Origin of the sequence: Pseudomonas sp. S07E 245 (genome assembly GCF_019599025.1) — a bacterium.
GTDB classification, from domain to species: Bacteria; Pseudomonadota; Gammaproteobacteria; order Pseudomonadales; family Pseudomonadaceae; genus Aquipseudomonas; species Aquipseudomonas shirazensis.
Genome location: NZ_CP080625.1, coordinates 3,213,113 through 3,229,363, shown reverse-complemented (window position 1 = coordinate 3,229,363; position 16,251 = coordinate 3,213,113). Strand labels below are relative to the sequence as shown.

General features: G+C 60.9%; 18 protein-coding genes. 14 read left to right on the top strand and 4 right to left on the bottom strand.

What is annotated here, in order from left to right; genetic code table 11:
- Positions 1-39: 39 nt before the first annotated feature.
- Positions 40-957 carry a putative 2-dehydropantoate 2-reductase gene (locus K3F44_RS14875; protein WP_220632500.1) on the bottom strand — a complete coding sequence of 306 codons (918 nt, stop codon included), beginning with the start codon at positions 955-957 and terminating at the stop codon, positions 40-42.
- Positions 958-1,060: 103 nt separating this feature from the next.
- On the opposite strand from K3F44_RS14875, the gene K3F44_RS14870 reads away from it, so the two are divergent.
- From K3F44_RS14870 to K3F44_RS14860, 3 genes are all read left to right on the top strand, one after another.
- Positions 1,061-1,546 (top strand): YajQ family cyclic di-GMP-binding protein, encoded by a 486-nt coding sequence (locus K3F44_RS14870; RefSeq protein WP_101321976.1) that lies wholly within the window; start codon positions 1,061-1,063, stop codon positions 1,544-1,546.
- Between the two features lie 109 nt (positions 1,547-1,655).
- Positions 1,656-2,498, top strand: a complete 843-nt coding sequence (locus K3F44_RS14865) for a mechanosensitive ion channel family protein (protein WP_150570627.1) — start codon at positions 1,656-1,658, stop codon at positions 2,496-2,498.
- A 183-nt stretch (positions 2,499-2,681) separates the two neighbouring features.
- Positions 2,682-3,926: an MFS transporter gene (locus K3F44_RS14860; protein ID WP_150570626.1), complete on the top strand. Its 1,245-nt coding sequence runs from the start codon at positions 2,682-2,684 to the stop codon at positions 3,924-3,926.
- 47 nt (positions 3,927-3,973) lie between these two features.
- On the opposite strand, the gene K3F44_RS14855 is transcribed toward K3F44_RS14860, so the two are convergent.
- A complete protein-coding gene (locus K3F44_RS14855; protein WP_101321973.1) occupies positions 3,974-5,521 on the bottom strand; it encodes an AmpG family muropeptide MFS transporter in 1,548 nt (515 codons plus the stop codon).
- Between the two features lie 43 nt (positions 5,522-5,564).
- Positions 5,565-5,918 (bottom strand): MGMT family protein, encoded by a 354-nt coding sequence (locus K3F44_RS14850; RefSeq protein WP_101321972.1) that lies wholly within the window; start codon positions 5,916-5,918, stop codon positions 5,565-5,567.
- Between the two features lie 153 nt (positions 5,919-6,071).
- Here K3F44_RS14850 and K3F44_RS14845 point away from each other — a divergent pair, with 153 nt between their 5' ends.
- The 5 genes from K3F44_RS14845 to groL all read left to right on the top strand — a co-directional run bounded on the left by K3F44_RS14845 (position 6,072) and on the right by groL (position 10,688).
- Positions 6,072-7,079, top strand: a complete 1,008-nt coding sequence (locus K3F44_RS14845; protein ID WP_150570625.1) for a DUF481 domain-containing protein — start codon at positions 6,072-6,074, stop codon at positions 7,077-7,079.
- 89 nt (positions 7,080-7,168) lie between these two features.
- Positions 7,169-7,912, top strand: coding sequence for a HugZ family protein (locus tag K3F44_RS14840; protein ID WP_220632499.1), 744 nt, complete (start codon positions 7,169-7,171; stop codon positions 7,910-7,912).
- Positions 7,913-7,977: 65 nt separating this feature from the next.
- The gene (locus K3F44_RS14835) at positions 7,978-8,439 is read left to right on the top strand and encodes an FxsA family protein (protein WP_101321969.1); all 462 of its coding nucleotides are present in this window, start codon (positions 7,978-7,980) and stop codon (positions 8,437-8,439) included.
- A 263-nt stretch (positions 8,440-8,702) separates the two neighbouring features.
- A complete protein-coding gene (locus K3F44_RS14830; RefSeq protein WP_053280666.1) occupies positions 8,703-8,996 on the top strand; it encodes a co-chaperone GroES in 294 nt (97 codons plus the stop codon).
- Between the two features lie 48 nt (positions 8,997-9,044).
- On the top strand, positions 9,045-10,688 hold the full coding sequence (groL, locus tag K3F44_RS14825) for a chaperonin GroEL (RefSeq protein WP_101321968.1): 1,644 nt from the start codon (positions 9,045-9,047) through the stop codon (positions 10,686-10,688).
- Between the two features lie 191 nt (positions 10,689-10,879).
- On the opposite strand, the gene K3F44_RS14820 is transcribed toward groL, so the two are convergent.
- Positions 10,880-11,596 carry a phosphatase PAP2 family protein gene (locus K3F44_RS14820; protein WP_220632498.1) on the bottom strand — a complete coding sequence of 239 codons (717 nt, stop codon included), beginning with the start codon at positions 11,594-11,596 and terminating at the stop codon, positions 10,880-10,882.
- 178 nt (positions 11,597-11,774) lie between these two features.
- Between K3F44_RS14820 and colR the strand changes: the two genes are divergently transcribed.
- From colR to K3F44_RS14790, 6 genes are all read left to right on the top strand, one after another.
- On the top strand, positions 11,775-12,458 hold the full coding sequence (gene colR, locus K3F44_RS14815; RefSeq protein ID WP_101321966.1) for a two-component system response regulator ColR: 684 nt from the start codon (positions 11,775-11,777) through the stop codon (positions 12,456-12,458).
- Entirely contained in the window at positions 12,448-13,755 is a 1,308-nt protein-coding gene (locus K3F44_RS14810) for a HAMP domain-containing sensor histidine kinase (RefSeq protein WP_101321965.1), read from the top strand. The genes colR and K3F44_RS14810 overlap by 11 nt, the downstream gene beginning before the upstream one ends.
- A gap of 115 nt (positions 13,756-13,870) precedes the next feature.
- Positions 13,871-14,551, top strand: coding sequence for a class I SAM-dependent methyltransferase (locus K3F44_RS14805; protein WP_220632497.1), 681 nt, complete (start codon positions 13,871-13,873; stop codon positions 14,549-14,551).
- A 5-nt stretch (positions 14,552-14,556) separates the two neighbouring features.
- Positions 14,557-15,255, top strand: coding sequence for a lipopolysaccharide kinase InaA family protein (locus tag K3F44_RS14800; RefSeq protein ID WP_150570621.1), 699 nt, complete (start codon positions 14,557-14,559; stop codon positions 15,253-15,255).
- Positions 15,255-15,482, top strand: coding sequence for a hypothetical protein (locus K3F44_RS14795; protein ID WP_101321962.1), 228 nt, complete (start codon positions 15,255-15,257; stop codon positions 15,480-15,482). The genes K3F44_RS14800 and K3F44_RS14795 overlap by 1 nt, the downstream gene beginning before the upstream one ends.
- Positions 15,483-15,613: 131 nt before the next feature.
- Positions 15,614-16,204: a GNAT family acetyltransferase gene (locus K3F44_RS14790; protein WP_150570620.1), complete on the top strand. Its 591-nt coding sequence runs from the start codon at positions 15,614-15,616 to the stop codon at positions 16,202-16,204.
- The last annotated feature ends 47 nt before the right edge of the window (positions 16,205-16,251 follow it).

The window sequence follows — 16,251 nt, the reverse complement described above, 5'->3', positions numbered from 1 at the left end:
GGGCAAGGCAGTGTCCGTATTCGGGTCAGAGGGCAGCGATCAGTCACTGGGCAGGCCGCGTGCCTGCAGGTTATCGACCAATCGCTGGCGCAGGTGTTCCAGCTCCACCAGGGCCAGGTCATGGCGGTGGGCGGCGCGGCAGACGTAGCCGAGCAGGTAATGCAGCTCGGTGCGGCGGCCATGGCGCACGTCTTGATACATGGAAGAATAATTGGCTGCAGTCGCTAGAATCACCCGCTGCACTTCTTCGTTCAGGCCCTCGGCCGCTTGCGGCTGGCCGCAGCAGTGCAGCAGTTGCGCCAGCTCGGCGCACAGCGCATCCACCTCACTCAAGTGTTCGAGCAGGCCACCGTTCTGGCAGTCGTGCAGTACGGTCAGCGGGTTGATCGCGCAGTTCAGGGCCAGCTTGCGCCACAGCCGGCTGAGAATGTCCAGCGTCCACTGGGCGGGGATGCCGGCCTCCTCGAGGTCACTGAGCCACTCGGCCGGGGCGGGGTTAAGCGGGTCGCCCAACCAGTTGAAGCCATGCCCGGCAAACTGCACCTGCCAGTCCGCCGGACGAAACGCGCCTTCGGTACTGGAGGCAAAGATACAGCGCGCATGGGGCACCTGATCGGCCACCTCGTCCTGGCTGCCAAGGCCGTTCTGTAACAGAATCAGCTCGGCGCCCACAGCCAGGCGCGGGGCCAGCCTGGCCAGGGCAGGGGCGGCATCGTAGGCTTTACAGGCCACCAGCAAGCGATGAATCGGCGCGTGCGCTTCATCGGCTTCGGCGGGGATGGCAAAAAAGCTGCTGTGCGCTTGCTCGATCAAGGTCAGGCCGCCGACGGCCTGGTACGCCGCCAGGCGCTGCGGGTCGCGCAAGATCAAACGGACCGCCTTGCCTGCGCGGGCCAGCCGGCAGGCCCAGAGGCTGCCCAGGCTGCCGGCGCCGAGAATATGCCAGGTGCTGCTCATCTACGTTTCGCAACCCGTTATAATGTGTCCCGCATTTTAACCATCAAACCCTGCGCGCTCCATCTTCACGCTGAGCGCGGCGCTTTCACATTGGAGAACAACCATGCCTTCGTTCGACGTGGTATCGGAACTGGACAAGCACGAAGTGCAGAACGCAGTCGACAACGCCATCAAGGAGCTGGACCGCCGCTACGACCTCAAAGGTAAGGGTAGCTTCGAATTCAAGGAAAAGGACCAGACCGTGCTGATGACCGCCGAGGCCGAGTTCCAGCTCGAGGCGATGGTCGAAATCCTGCGCAGCGCATTGGTCAAGCGCAAGATCGAAGTGAAGTGCCTGGAGGTCAAGGACGCCTATGCCTCGGGCAAGGAAATGAAACAGGAAGCGACCTTCCGCGAAGGCATCGACAAGGAGCTGGCGAAGAAGATCGTCGCCCACATCAAAGACGCCAAGCTCAAGGTCCAGGCCGCCATCCAGGGTGAGCAGGTACGCGTCACCGGCAAGAAGCGTGACGACCTGCAAGAAGCGATCGCCGCACTGCGCGCCAAGGAATTCGACATGCCGCTGCAGTTCAACAACTTCCGCGATTGACCTGGCTGCAGGAACCCCATTGCCACACTGAGGTCCATGGGGCTCCTCGCCGCGGCCTGTCTGCGGCCTGCTTCACTGTGTACATGCCGTTTGGCATCAGGAGAAAGTTATGGATTTGACCAATGAGGTCGATCAACTGGTTCGCCAATCGCAAACCTGGCTGCCATTGATCATGCAATACAGCAGCCGTCTGCTGCTGGCGCTGCTGACCCTGGCGGTTGGCTGGTGGATTACCAACAAGCTCAGCGCCCGCCTGGGCAAGCTGGTTGGGCTGCGCAACGCCGATCTGGCCTTGCAGGGCTTCATCAGTACCTTGGCAAATATCATCCTCAAGATCTTGCTGCTGGTCAGCGTCGCTTCGATGATCGGCATCGAAACAACCTCGTTCGTCGCGGCCATTGGTGCTGCCGGCCTGGCCATTGGCCTGGCGTTGCAGGGTAGCCTGGCCAACTTCGCCGGTGGTGTGCTGATCTTGCTGTTCCGCCCGTTCCGCATCGGCGACTGGATCGAGGCGCAAGGCGTCAGCGGTACTGTCGACAGCATCCAGATCTTCCACACAGTGCTGCGCACCGGTGACAACAAGACCGTGATCATGCCGAACGGCAGCTTGTCCAATGGCATCATTACCAACACCAACCGTCAGCCGACGCGCAAGGTGGTGTTCGATGTGGGCGTTGATTACGAAGCTGACCTGCAGAAGGCGCGCAATGTGCTGCTGGAGCTGGCCAACGACCCGCGCGTGCTGCCGGACCCGGCGCCGCAGGCGGTGATCTCCACCCTGGGCGACAGCTCGATCACGGTATCCCTGCGTCTGTGGACGAAAACGGCCGACTACTGGGACGTGATGTTCATGCTCAACGAGCGCACTCGCGACCGGCTCAAGGCAGAAGGGATCGATATCCCGTTCCCGCAACGGGTGATCCGCGTGGTGCAGGAGACTGCCGCGCAGTAAACCGCGTTCGCTGTAACTGCGCGGGCTTGTTCCGCGGGTGTACCCGCCGCAACGATGTTGCTGGCGCTGGGCATTCGCGGGCAAGCCCGCGTTTTGTTTTGTCCCTAATTACACTTGTTCACAGCCAGGACGTGCCATTTCTGGCATATAACCTGACCCCTTTCGTATCCACTGATGTCTGCCATGAAACCACTGCTGTATATCACCCCGGCCCGTGCCTTGCTGTTTGGTCTGACCCTGGCCTTGTTCGAGCTGCTCACCTACCTGGCCAGCGATGCGGTCATGCCGGCCATGCCGGATGTGGTCACCGAGATGAACGCCAGTCCGGAATTTATCCCGCACGCGCTGAACCTGTACCTGCTGGGTGGGGTGGTCCTGCAATGGCTGATCGGTCCGCTGGCCGACCGCTATGGCCGGCGGCCCTTGCTGCTCGCTGGCTGCGTGATCTTTGGTGTAGCCTGCCTGGCGACCTTCTGGGTGCAGGACATCGGCCTGTTCAACCTGCTGCGGCTGTTGCAGGGGATCGGCCTGGGCTTTGTCGTCACCGTCAGCTACCCGGCCTTGAACGAGGCTTTCAGCGAGGCCGATGCCGTACGCATGATGGCCTTGCTGGCCAATATCGCCTTGCTTTCGCCCTTGCTCGGGCCGCTGGTGGGCACGTTGATGCTGCAGTGGCTGGACTGGCGCTGGTTGTTCGTGGCTTTTGCCGTGGGTGCGCTGCTGACCCTCGGGCTGCTGTATCGCTTCATGCCGGAAACCCTCGGCGTCGAGCGCCGCGACGGTAGCCGCCTGCCGTTCACGCCGATTCACCTGCTGCCGCTGTTGTCTGGTTATGTCCAGTTGCTGAGCAATCGTCGCTTCGTCGCCGGCAGCGCTGCGCTGGGCCTGGTCGGCTTGCCGCTGATCGGTTGGATCGGCCTGTCGCCGGTGCTGCTGATTCACGACGAGGGGCTGAGCAAGATGGCCTATGCCTTGTGGCAACTGCCGGTGTTCGGTGGTTTGATCGCGGGCAACCTGATCATCAACAGCATCGCTGAGCGCTACCCATTGCCTGCGCTGGTGCGCGGCGCACTGTGGCCGTATCTGGCGGGGTTGGGCCTGATGATGCTGGCTACGTGGCTGTGGCCGTCAGTTACCAGCGTGGTTGCGGGCATGACCCTGTATGCGCTGGGGCTGGGCGTGGCCAATGCTGTGCTGTACCGCATGACCTTGTTCGCCAGCGAGCAGAGCAAGGGCCTGGTTTCAGCCATGCTCGGCATGATCACCATTGCCGTATTGGGTCTGGGTGGCGCGCTGCTGGCGATGATTGGCGCTGGCGCCAGCTTGCTGCACTTCGCCGTCCTCGCCGGCATAGCCGGGGCGCTGGCGCTGGTGCCGCTGTGGTTTGTGGTGGGTGGCAAGGGCGCTGGCGCGACCGTCGCGCAGTGAAGCGAGCGCCGCTGTGCCGGTGCAGGCGACAGCGGCGCAACGCTCTGTCAGGGCTGGTCCGCGGTAGGGCCAGGCACCGGCTCCAGCTTGCCGCGCCGTGCCTCCTGGCGCCACTGCAGGAGGATCAGGATCAACGTAGGCACGCCCAGCAGCGCGGTAATCAGGAAGAAGTCGTGGTAGCCAAACTTCTCCACGATTACACCTGAGTAACCCCCGATCAGCCGCGGCAACAGCAGCATGATCGAGCTCAGCAGGGCGTATTGGGTGGCCGAGAACTTCAGGTTGGTCAGGCTCGACAGGTAGGCAACGAACGCCGAAGTGGCCATCCCGGAACTGAAGTTGTCCAGCGAGATGGTGACCACCAGCATCTCCACGTTCGGCCCCATGTCGGCCAGCATCAGGAACAGGATGTTGGTGCTGGCCGAGGCGACGCCGCCGATGAACAGGATCGGCATGATGCCGAAACGCACGATCAGCAAACCGCCGGCGCCGGCGCCAAGCAGGGTCATGATCAGGCCGAAGATCTTGCTGACGCTGGCGATCTGGTCCTTGGTGAAGCCCATGTCGATGTAGAACACGTTGGCCATCACGCCCATGACCGTATCGGACATGCGATAGGTAGCGATCAGCCCGAGCAGCAGCAACGCCTGCCAGCGATAGCGGGCGATGAAGTCGTTTACCGGCGTCAGCACCGGCGCCAGGCCACGGCGGCCGAGCGATGACAGGCAGGCCCAGGTCAACAGTGCGTAGAGGACCAGGCGCATGAAGGCGCGGTCCTCCAGCACCAGTTGCACCACGGTCGAGTCGCCAAACACCACGCTGGCCCAGTCGGTGTTGTACAGCTGGGTGAAGCTGGCCGGCACCGACACCAGCAGAATGATCAGCACGAATACTGACGCCAACTGATGGCTCAAGCCATAGCGAGCAGCCGACAGCTGCGTGCGCAGCGGCACTGGCGGTTCGCGCATGATCAGCGTGGTGAACACGGCGGGTAGCATGATCACGCCGAACAGCACATAGGTGCCGGTCCAGGCCTGGTGCAGATAGCTGAAGCCAGTGGAGCCGAACCATTCAGCGAAGAACAGCGCGCCGGCCGTGGCCAGCAGGGCGGCAACCCGGTAGCCGGCCATGTAGCTGGCGGCAAGCGCAGCCTGGCGCTGGTCATCGGCGATTTCCAGGCGGTAGGCGTCGACGGCGATGTCCTGGGTTGCCGAGGCGAAGGCCACCAGCACCGCCAGGGCGATCAGCCAGGACAGGTGTTTTTGCGGATCGCACAGGCCCATGCCGACCAAGCCGATGACCACCAGTACTTGCGACAACAGCAGCCAGGAGCGACGTCGGCCAAGCCCGCCGAGCAGCGGCAGGCGCCATTGGTCGAGCAGTGGCGACCAGACCCACTTGAAGGCATAGGCCAGGCCGATCAGGCTGGCATAGCCAATTGTCTCGCGGGCCACACCGGCCTCGCGCAGCCACACTGAAAGGGTTGAGAACACCAGCATGTAGGGCAGGCCGGCAGCGAAGCCCAGCAGCAACAGCACCAGAGTTGACGGGCTGGCATAGGCAGCGAGCGCAGCGCGCCAGGTTTTACGGGGCATGGGCCAACATCTGCCTCAAGGTTACGAAAACAAAGCGCGCACTCTAACCGCTGTGCTCCATCGGGCGCCAGCCATGGCGCAACATATCCACACGATTATTGGCTACATTGACGCCTTCGGCGCGTAGCCGAGCGCGTTGTTCGTCGCCTGAAGGTGTGCCCGGCTGCAGGCTCAATCGACCACTCGCGCCGATCACCCGGTGCCAGGGCAGGCGGCTGCCCTGCGGCAGTTGGCCCAGCGTGCGCCCGACCCAGCGTGCGGCCCGGCCAAGGCCAGCCAAATCCGCCAACTGGCCATAACTGACGACCTTACCCTCGGGCACTTGCCCGAGGGCGGTATAGAGCGCCGTTCGTCGGGCTTCGGCATCCTCTGCCGAAAGGCGTGCAGCGCCAGACATCAGGCGCAGCCCGGCGATCGGCGAGATTGCCGGCGAAGTGGCTTATAGATGAGAGTTGAACTCATTGGCATCCGTTTGGTCTGTCCTTGCTCTGGTCGCGCGTATCTGGATAATGCCCGGCTTTTTTCCGCAAACCGAGCCCGTAGTCAGCTTATGTATTCTAGAACCTTGCTCTGCCTTCTCGCCGCTTCCCTGTGTACCCCAGCGTTCGCCGACACCGTCTGGATGAAGAACGGTGACAAGCTCAGTGGCAAGATCAAAGTCTTCGATGGCGGCAAGCTGCTGCTGGAAACGCCCTATGGTGGCTCCATCGCGCTGGACTGGAAACAGGTACAGACCCTCGAAAGCGATCAGGAGCTGCTGGTCAAACAGGATGCCTACACCGGCGAAAAGGCCAAGTCGCTGCAGGCAGCCGAGCCGGGCAAGGTGACCCTGGCCAATGGCGAGGCGCCGAAAACCGTCGAGCTGGCCAGCATCGAGCAGATCATGAAGCCGCGGCCAGTAGTTGAGGATCTGGTCTGGAAAGGTAACGTCGACCTGGCCATGGACTTCAAGCGCGCCGAAAACGACACCGACGATTACGATGTCGGTTTCAAGACCTCGGCGCGTCATGGCCGCTGGCGGCACAATGCCCAGGGCGAATACAACCGCGAGAGCAAGGACGACGTCACCACCACCAACAACTGGAGTGGTGAATACGCGCTTGACCGCTTCATCACTGACAAGTGGTTTTGGCAGGGGCGTCTCGAATACAAGCGTGATCATATTGAAGACCTGGCCCGCCAGCGCACGGTCGGTACCGGCCCGGGCTACCAGTTCTGGGACGACGAGTTGGGGGCGTTCTCGCTCGGCTCGCTGCTCAACCGCACCGACTATCAGTACCGCGATGGCGGCAAGGACAATTTCTACTCGGCTGCCATGAAGTGGGATTACACCCGCTACCTGATCGGCAAGAACGTCCAGCTGTTCACCAATGGTGAACTGGGCAAACCGCTGGGTGGGGTTGCCGATTACTCGCTGGATGCCGAAGTCGGCCTGCGCTACAAGGTCACCGAGTGGGCCTCGCTCAATCTCAAGGCCGAGAAGGAAATGATCCAGGGCACCAGCAACAGTGACCTGGACAAGACCCGCTACACAGCGGGCTTTGGTGTCGCCTGGTAAAACCGCTCTGTTGCACTTCTGGCGTGGCGGTCACGGCTGATAAATGCTTATCTTGTCAGCTGACCCGCCTGCCGCCAGGAGCATCTGTTGTGAGTAACGTCGTTACCAACACCGCCCTTCGTCCCGCCCGCGAACTCCTGCTCAAGGAATACCGCGGCGTCCTCTCGACCCATTCCAAGTCGATGCCCGGCTTCCCGTTCGGCTCCGTTGTGCCGTACTGCCTGGATGCCGAGGGTCAGCCGCTGATCCTGATCAGCCGCATCGCCCAGCACACCCACAATCTGCAGAAAGACCCCAAGTGTTCGTTGCTGGTGGGCGAGCGCGAGGCGCTCGATGTGCAGGCAGTCGGCCGGCTGACGGTGATGGCCGAGGCGCACAAGCTGATCGACGTCGAAGCCATCGAAGCGGCGGCGGCTCGCTACTACCGCTACTTCCCGGACGCCGCCAATTACCACAAGGCCCATGACTTCGACTTCTGGTGCCTGCGGCCGGTACGCCATCGCTACATTGGCGGTTTTGGTGCGATTCACTGGCTCGATCAGGTGACGATGGCCAACCCGTTTGCTGGCGCCGCCGAGGCCAGCATGGTCGAACACATGAACAGCGACCACGCAGCGGCCATCGCTCACTATGTCGCCCTGAGCGATCTGCCAGATACGCCTGCCGCTGAATTGGCAGGTATCGACAGCGAAGGGCTGCATCTGCGCATTGGTCAGGCTATCTATTGGCTCCCATTCCCGAAGACTTGCAATACGCCGACACAAGTGCGCGAGGCCTTGGTATTACTGGCCCGCGCCGACAAATGGCCGGCTGTGGATGAAACTCAGGGTTGAAATAGCGACCTTGCGCATCCATCTGTTGTCCTAGTGGAAGGTTGTCTTCCGTCGAGGAACCCTTGATGCGTGTTTTTTTATTGTTGTTGCTGCTGTTTCCGGTGCTCGAGCTGTTCGTGTTCGTCAAAGTCAGCGCCGCGATCGGTTTCTTTCCGGCGTTGCTGCTGATTATCGGCGGCTCCGCGTTGGGCTTGCTGGTGATGCGGGTGGCCGGTATCGCCACCGCACTGCGTGCCCGTGAGAGTCTGCAGCGAGGCGAGTTGCCCGCTGAAGACATGTTCCAGGGCCTGATGCTGGCAGTGGCAGGTGTGCTGTTGCTGATTCCGGGCTTCATCAGTGACGTGCTCGGCCTGATCTGCCTGATGCCGTTCACCCGTCATTTTGCCGCGCGCAAGTTGCGTCAGCGGGCCGAGGCGCAGGCAATGCGCCAGCGTGCATTCCAGGATGATCCATTCGCAGCACGGCCGCCCGAAGGTGGCCACCGGCCAAACGTGATCGAAGGCGAGTACCAGCGTCGCGATCAGTAACCCTGTGCAGTTTGTGTGCAAAGCGGCCCCGTGAGGGGCCGTTTGCATTTGCGCGGGTAGCTGTTGAAAAAAATTTCACAGGTAAGCCCTTGTAATCGTTTCGCTCGGCCTCATCTATGTGGTCACCGCAAGGTTTCTGGTGGCAACGCCAGACAAGACAAAGGGGTTCGCCGAATGCGGGCCCCTACCGGCAACGCCGGAATGCATCAACCCGCCGGTCTCGACACCGGCCGATGAAAACCACTAATTGGGAGAGATCGACAATGAAGCTTCGTCCTCTGCATGACCGCGTCGTAATCCGCCGCAGCGAAGAAGAATCGAAAACCGCTGGCGGTATCGTTCTGCCAGGTTCGGCCGCTGAAAAACCAAACCGCGGTGAAATCGTTGCCGTCGGTACCGGTCGCATCCTGGACAACGGCGAAGTTCGCGCGCTGGCCGTGAAAGTGGGTGACAAAGTGGTCTTCGGCCCGTACTCGGGCAGCAACACCGTGAAAGTCGATGGCGAAGATCTGCTGGTGATGGCTGAGAACGAGATTCTCGCTGTCGTCGAAGGCTGATTTTCCCGACTTCCCGTTACTCCAAAGTATTTCAAGGATTAAACGATCATGGCTGCTAAAGACGTAAAATTCGGCGATTCCGCCCGCAAGAAAATGCTCGTTGGTGTCAACGTTCTGGCTGACGCTGTCAAAGCCACCCTCGGCCCGAAAGGCCGTAACGTTGTCCTGGCCAAGAGCTTCGGCGCGCCAACCATCACCAAAGACGGTGTATCGGTTGCCAAAGAAATCGAACTGAAAGACGCTTTCGAAAACATGGGCGCTCAGCTGGTCAAGGAAGTTGCTTCCAAGGCCAACGACGCTGCCGGTGACGGCACCACCACTGCGACCGTTCTGGCTCAAGCCATCGTCAACGAAGGCCTGAAAGCCGTCGCTGCCGGCATGAACCCGATGGACCTGAAGCGCGGCATCGACAAGGCCACCATCGCCGTCGTTGCCGAACTGAAGAACCTGTCCAAGCCTTGCTCCGATTCCAAGGCCATCGCTCAGGTCGGTACCATCTCTGCCAACTCCGACAGCTCCATCGGTGAAATCATCGCCGAAGCCATGGAAAAAGTCGGTAAAGAAGGCGTCATTACCGTTGAAGAAGGCTCGGGCCTGGAAAACGAACTGTCGGTTGTCGAAGGCATGCAGTTCGACCGTGGCTACCTGTCGCCGTACTTCGTCAACAAGCCGGACACCATGGTCGCCGAGCTCGACGGCCCACTGCTGCTGCTGGTCGACAAGAAGATCTCCAACATCCGTGAGCTGCTGCCAGTTCTGGAAGCTGTTGCCAAGGCCGGCCGTCCACTGCTGATCGTTGCTGAAGACGTTGAAGGCGAAGCCCTGGCTACCCTGGTAGTCAACAACATGCGCGGCATCGTCAAGGTTGCAGCGGTCAAGGCACCAGGCTTCGGCGACCGTCGCAAAGCCATGCTGCAGGACATCGCTGTCCTGACTGGCGGTACCGTCATCTCCGAAGAGATCGGCCTGTCGCTGGAATCCGCTACCCTGGAAAACCTGGGTAACGCCAAGCGCGTCATCCTGTCGAAAGAAAACACCACCATCATCGATGGCGCTGGTGTTGAAGACGACATCCAGGCTCGCGTTAAGCAAATCCGCGCTCAAATCGAAGAGACTTCGTCCGACTACGATCGTGAAAAACTGCAAGAGCGTCTGGCCAAGCTGGCTGGCGGTGTTGCCGTGATCAAGGTCGGTGCTGGCACCGAAGTTGAAATGAAAGAGAAGAAAGCCCGCGTTGAAGACGCCCTGCACGCTACCCGTGCAGCCGTTGAAGAAGGCGTAGTACCTGGCGGTGGTGTTGCTCTGGTCCGTGCCCTGAGCGCTATCATCGACCTCAAAGGCGACAACGAAGACCAGAACGTCGGTATCGCGCTGCTGCGCCGTGCGGTTGAATCGCCACTGCGTCAGATCGTTGCCAACGCCGGTGACGAGCCAAGCGTCGTGGCCGACAAGGTCAAGCAGGGTTCGGGCAACTACGGCTACAACGCCGCTTCCGGTGAATACGGCGACATGATCGAAATGGGTATCCTCGACCCAGCCAAAGTCACCCGTTCGGCACTGCAAGCTGCTGCTTCGATCGGTGGTCTGATGATCACTACCGAAGCGATGATTGCTGATGCTCCGGAAGACAAGCCAGCTGGCGGTGGTATGCCAGACATGGGCGGCATGGGTGGCATGGGCGGCATGATGTAAGCCTGCCTTAGCGCCTGCTGTACCAAAAAGCCCCGCCTAGTGCGGGGCTTTTTTGTGGGTACTTAGAACGGCACCGGACTGTAGGAGCGGCCTTGTGTCGCGAAAGGGTCGCGTAGCGGCCCCAGATTCCCAGCTTCGCCGCTGAAATTGCCGGGCCAGCTCTGCTGGCCTTTCGCGACACAAGGCCGCTCCTACACAGAGCGCGTTTGCCTGGAGAGGCTTGGACGGTAGAGCACCACGTAGTAACACGCCAAGCCAATCAACCAGCAGAACACCGCTGTCCAGGCATTGTGTGAAAAGAAATGCGCGCCCTGCAGCATCCGCCCAAGCGACAGCACGCTGCCGAGGGTAAACGCCAGCAGCAAAGCGCCTCGGGCCAACCGCGGTCGGCGATCACGCAATGCAAAAAACAACGCAAACAGGCTAAAACCGGTCGCCGCATGGCCTCCGGGCCAGCAGCGTCCGGGTTTGTCGGTTTGCGGCCTGGCTTCGAGCAATTTGCTGTAGGTCTGCTCACCGCCAAACTGGCTAAGGCTCCACGGGCACTGCACCGCCGTGGCAACCTTGAGCGGGGTGACAAAACTGGTCGACAGGGCCAGCGACAGTACCAGGCAGCCCAGCTCTCTGCGCCAGGCAAACAGCCGCTGCCAGAACAGGCTGGCAAAAAACGCCAGCACCGCCACCAGCGCCAAGCCAATGACCACCTGCTTGACCCCATCATGGAGGATGTTTTCCAGGACATAGCTGTGGCGACCGATGAACTGCCCGGCGCCCGGATCGAAGGCGAGGGCGGCCAGGGACATATCCAGTGATGTCGATTCGAGCAGCAGCAGTGCGAGTGCGCAGCCCAAGGGGATCCCCAGGTATAACCACAGATTCAGCGGACGCGGGCGGACGGCGGGGGGCATGGTGACTCCAGGCGCAGAAAAAGGCGGCGATTGTCTGCCTGGGGCTATATTTGCGCTGTGAAGTTTTGGTGAAAAATATGTCAGCAGCAGTGATCAGCCGGCAAGGCTGGCGCCGCGCCAGCGATGTCCGTAAGCTGCGCCTGCCGCGCACTGCGAAAGCGCCGCACAGGAGAAACCGATGCGCATTCTTTTGGTTGAAGACAACCGCGATATCCTCGCCAACCTGGCTGACTATCTGGGTATGAAAGGCTACACGGTCGATTGCGCCCAGGACGGTCTGTCCGGTTTGCACCTGGCCGCAACTGAGCACTATGACCTGATTGTGCTCGACATCATGCTGCCCGGCATCGATGGCTACACCCTGTGCAAGCGCCTGCGCGAAGATGCCCGGCGCGATACCCCGGTGATAATGCTCACGGCTCGCGATCAGCTCGATGATCGTCTGCAGGGCTTTCGCTCGGGCGCCGACGACTACCTGCTCAAGCCGTTCGCGCTGTCGGAGCTGGCGGCGCGTATCGAAGCAGTTCTGCGCCGCGCGCAGGGCGGTGGCCGGCGTACGCTGCAGGTGGCAGACCTCAGTTACGACCTCGACACCCTTGAGGTCACCCGCGAGGGCAAGCTGCTCAAACTCAACCCGGTCGGCCTCAAGCTGCTCGCGGTACTGATGCAGAAGAGCCCCCACGTACTGCGCCGGGAAGTTCTCGAAGAAGCCCTGTGGGGCGATGACTGTCCCGACAGCGACAGCCTGCGCAGCCATGTGCACCAGTTGCGCCAAGTGATCGACAAACCGTTCGAAAAGCCCCTGCTGCACACCGTGCATGGCGTTGGCTACCGCCTCGCCGAGGGTCGCGATGGAGTTTAAGCAAAGCCTCGCCCAGCGCATCATCATCGCCTTTGCCTTGATGAGTGCTTTAGTCGCAGGCGCCTTCGCCTTCGGCATCGTGGCGACCGTACACCTGGTCGAGGAGCGGCTGATTTCAACCGTGCTCGGCGGTGACCTGCAGCGCCTGCTGCGCATGGACAGCGTCAGTGACTGGAGCCATCGACCACGGCCCGACCAGCTGTTCTATTTCAGCGGCGGGCGCGATGACTTCGAGCTACCCAAGGACCTGCATCACCTCGAACCTGGCTTTCATGAAGTATTTCGTGATCAGCTTTCCTACCATGCGATGGTCGAGGTTGTAGACGGCCGCCGTTATGTACTGCTGCAGGACCAGAGCGATTTCGAAGAGCGCGAGCGACTGCTGTTTGCAGTGGTGGTGGTAGGTTTTGTGCTCAGCCTGGTACTGGCAGTATTCCTCGGCTGGCTGCTGGCGCGCCGAGTGATGGCGCCGGTCATCCGCCTGGCACGGCAGGTGCGCCATCGTGACCAGTTGCTGGGCCTGGCCCCGCCGCTGGCGCCGGACTATGCCGCCGATGAGGTAGGGCAGCTGGCAGTGGCGTTCGACGATACCCTTGGCCGTCTGCGCGATGCCCTCAACCGCGAGCGGCTGTTCACCAGTGACGTCAGTCATGAATTGCGCACGCCATTGATGGTCCTGGCGACCTCCTGTGAACTGCTGATCGAGAACCCGAGCCTGGACACCCGTTCGCGGGCGCAAGTGGAACGCATCGCCCGCGCCACCGAAGAGATGCAGGAGCTGGTCAAGACTTTCCTCATGCTCGCTCGGGCGCAGCATGACGAGGGCGCCGTGGCCTCGCGGGCCAGCCTGCGCGAAGTCGGCGATGACTTGATCGGTGTCTGGCGCGACACTATCGAGCAAAAGGGCCTGACCCTGCACTATGACGGGCGTGCCAACGCCAGCCCGGTCTTGTACAACGCGACCTTCCTGCAATCAGTGATGGGTAACCTGTTGCGCAACGCAGCGCACTACACCGATTCTGGTTACATCCGCTTGACGCTCGACGCCCAGGGTTTCAGCGTCGAGGATAGCGGTGTGGGCATCCCCGAAGAACAGCGCGAAGAAATGTTCAAGCCGTTCGTGCGCGGCGGTGAACGTCGTGGCGAAGGCCTGGGCTTGGGCCTGTCGCTGGTGCAGCGTATTTGTGACGACCAGGGCTGGCAGGTGACGCTGACGGCGACGGCGCCACATGGCTGCCGCTTCCAGGTCGATCTTAGCCCCGGTGGTGTAGATACGCCGCCCGACGATATCGCCTGATATCGGTAATCGCTTGTAATGATGTAGGAAAAGGCTTACAAGTTTTTCACATCTGCATCACCTGAGCCCGACGCGCGTCTTTCTAAATTGCGCGCATCAGCTCAGGAGATGCCCGATGCGCAGCCCGATAAAACTCGAGTTTTCCGAAAAGTACGACCAACAACACGCGCAGGATTACCTTTACAAGCATCAGAACGGTTTTGCCCGGCGGCTGTCCCATCTGCGCGACGAGCAGTTGGCTCGGCGTGCGCTGACACTGGCTGGCGACCCTGGTCTGGTGCTGGATCTGCCGAGTGGGGCAGGGCGCTTCTGGCCATTGCTGGCCGAAAAAGCCAATCGGGTGATCATCGGTGCAGACAACTCCAAGGCGATGATCGAGACAGCCTGTGCCGCGCAACCGCCAGCCGTAGTGGCGCGGGTACGGCCCTTGCAGACTTCTGCTTTCGCCATTGATCTGCCGGACAACGCAGTAGACAGCATTTTCTGCATGCGGCTGTTTCACCACATCGGTGAAGCCAGCCATCGGCGCACGATTCTCTCGGAATTTCATCGGGTTAGTCGCGACAGCGTGATCGTTTCGTTGTGGGTGGATGGCAACTTCAAGGCTTGGCGGCGCAAAAAGCTGGAAAAGCGCCGCAACAACATAGCCGACAAGGACAGTTACCAGAATCGTTTCGTGTTACCTGCTGACACAGTTGAGCAGGAGTTTCTTGCGGCCGGCTTTCGTATCCAGGAGCGCCTGGATTTCCTGCCGCTCTACGCCATGTGGCGGGTCTACGTGTTACGCAAGGGGTAGAGAATATGGTGGTGACTCAGGGCCGTGAATCGCAATTCGATTTCTACTGGCAGCAGCAGGGCGAGTGGGTCGAGGAGCCCAATCAGCGCCGCGGTGGCGAAAGCGGAGTGCAGCGTCTGAACGACGCCAGCGGCCAACTGCTGTATGCCAAGCGCCAGATCGGCCATACCTACCGCAGCCTGCTGCACCCGTTTGGCCGGCCGACAGTGCTGCGTGAGCTGGATGCGCTGCACAGCTTCGAGCAGCTTGGCGTGCGCGTGCCACGTATAGTCTATTGCGGTGCACAACGCGATGAGGAGCACCAGTGGCGTGCGCTGCTGGTCAGCGAAGCGCTGGATGGTTTTGTCGACATGGAGACCTGGTACGCCAACGGCGCTCGCCAAGCGTATCCAGCAGTCCTCCACGAACGCATGCTCAAGGACCTGGCCGAGAACCTCGCGCGCATGCACCACGGCCATTGGCAGCACGGTTGCCTGTATGGCAAGCATGTATTCATCAAGGTCAATGGCGAAGGTGAGCAGGCTACCGCCGAAGTCGCCTTGCTTGACCTGGAGAAGTGCCGCCGACGCATCAGTCGCCAGCGCGCGGCACTCAACGATCTTGGTCAGCTACGGCGCCATTCGTCACTCAACGATACTGAATGGCAAACATTGCTCTACTTTTATCAGACGGCGTTTGGCAGCGCAGTCAAAGGTTTAGGGTAATGAAACTAGAAATCGCTCGAACTTTGTTCCTGGTGTCGTCGCTGGTAGTGACCACGGTTGCTTTCGCCGCTTGGGAGCAGCCGCGGCCTACGGTTTTCAGCAAATCGGATCTGCTCAGCCAATGCCCGCCACCGCGCAATGTGAAAGCCCAGGTCACGGTACAGCCGGATCAGGACTTGTTGCTGCTGTTGTTTGGCCTGCGCCAGGGCGTGCGACCGTTCGGTTGAAACATACTGCGGTGTTGGTGATGTAACTGTCGTGCAGGGGAAAGGCGCACACGGGGGAGGGGTGATACGGTCTTGCTTCGAGCCCGGTCCGTCCGTGTGCCTATCCCTAACGTCAGGACGAAGCACTCACTATGGAAATCCGCCTGCTGCACGGCGCCGCTATCGCACCCTTTATCGCAGAGCTTGGGCAATTACGCCTGGAGGTGTTGCGGGAGTACCCCTTTCTGTATGACGGGACCGCAGAAGAAGACGCTGATTATCTCGCAGACCTTACCCGTTCCGAGCGCAGCTTGTTGGTACTCGCTCAAGCGCATGGGCAGGTAGTGGGTGCATCCATTGGTCTGCCTCTGGCCGATGCGGCGCAAGCGCTACAGGAGCCATTTGTGACGCGCGGCCAGGATCCGGCCAAAATCTTCTACTTCGCTCAATCGTTGGTGTTGCCGGCCTATCGCGGACAAGGCCTGGGTGTGCGGTTTTTTATCGAGCGCGAGTCCTACGCCCATAAGCTGGCCGATTTCGATTTCTGCGCGTTCTGCAGCGTGGAGCGGCCGGGCGTTCATCCATTGCGGCCCGCCGACTACCGACCGTTGCATGGCTTCTGGCGCAACCGCGGCTTTTTGCGAGATCCGTCATTGCGCTCAGGCTGCGTCTGGCGTGACCTGGATGAGCAGCAGACGAGTGAAAAGATCATGGCGTTCTGGCTCAAGGCATTGTTGAAGTGAAGTGTTTCTATGAGGCTCTGTAGAGCGTCAGCAATACCTTCGGCAAC

Coding starts and splice junctions, on each gene's coding strand:
- K3F44_RS14875 (WP_220632500.1), bottom strand. CDS start 957: ATGAGCAGCACCTGGCATATTCTCGGCGCCGGCAGCCTGGGCAGCCTC.
- K3F44_RS14870 (WP_101321976.1), top strand. CDS start 1,061: ATGCCTTCGTTCGACGTGGTATCGGAACTGGACAAGCACGAAGTGCAG.
- K3F44_RS14865 (WP_150570627.1), top strand. CDS start 1,656: ATGGATTTGACCAATGAGGTCGATCAACTGGTTCGCCAATCGCAAACC.
- K3F44_RS14860 (WP_150570626.1), top strand. CDS start 2,682: ATGAAACCACTGCTGTATATCACCCCGGCCCGTGCCTTGCTGTTTGGT.
- K3F44_RS14855 (WP_101321973.1), bottom strand. CDS start 5,521: ATGCCCCGTAAAACCTGGCGCGCTGCGCTCGCTGCCTATGCCAGCCCG.
- K3F44_RS14850 (WP_101321972.1), bottom strand. CDS start 5,918: ATGTCTGGCGCTGCACGCCTTTCGGCAGAGGATGCCGAAGCCCGACGA.
- K3F44_RS14845 (WP_150570625.1), top strand. CDS start 6,072: ATGTATTCTAGAACCTTGCTCTGCCTTCTCGCCGCTTCCCTGTGTACC.
- K3F44_RS14835 (WP_101321969.1), top strand. CDS start 7,978: ATGCGTGTTTTTTTATTGTTGTTGCTGCTGTTTCCGGTGCTCGAGCTG.
- K3F44_RS14830 (WP_053280666.1), top strand. CDS start 8,703: ATGAAGCTTCGTCCTCTGCATGACCGCGTCGTAATCCGCCGCAGCGAA.
- groL (WP_101321968.1), top strand. CDS start 9,045: ATGGCTGCTAAAGACGTAAAATTCGGCGATTCCGCCCGCAAGAAAATG.
- K3F44_RS14820 (WP_220632498.1), bottom strand. CDS start 11,596: ATGCCCCCCGCCGTCCGCCCGCGTCCGCTGAATCTGTGGTTATACCTG.
- colR (WP_101321966.1), top strand. CDS start 11,775: ATGCGCATTCTTTTGGTTGAAGACAACCGCGATATCCTCGCCAACCTG.
- K3F44_RS14810 (WP_101321965.1), top strand. CDS start 12,448: ATGGAGTTTAAGCAAAGCCTCGCCCAGCGCATCATCATCGCCTTTGCC.
- K3F44_RS14805 (WP_220632497.1), top strand. CDS start 13,871: ATGCGCAGCCCGATAAAACTCGAGTTTTCCGAAAAGTACGACCAACAA.
- K3F44_RS14800 (WP_150570621.1), top strand. CDS start 14,557: ATGGTGGTGACTCAGGGCCGTGAATCGCAATTCGATTTCTACTGGCAG.
- K3F44_RS14795 (WP_101321962.1), top strand. CDS start 15,255: ATGAAACTAGAAATCGCTCGAACTTTGTTCCTGGTGTCGTCGCTGGTA.
- K3F44_RS14790 (WP_150570620.1), top strand. CDS start 15,614: ATGGAAATCCGCCTGCTGCACGGCGCCGCTATCGCACCCTTTATCGCA.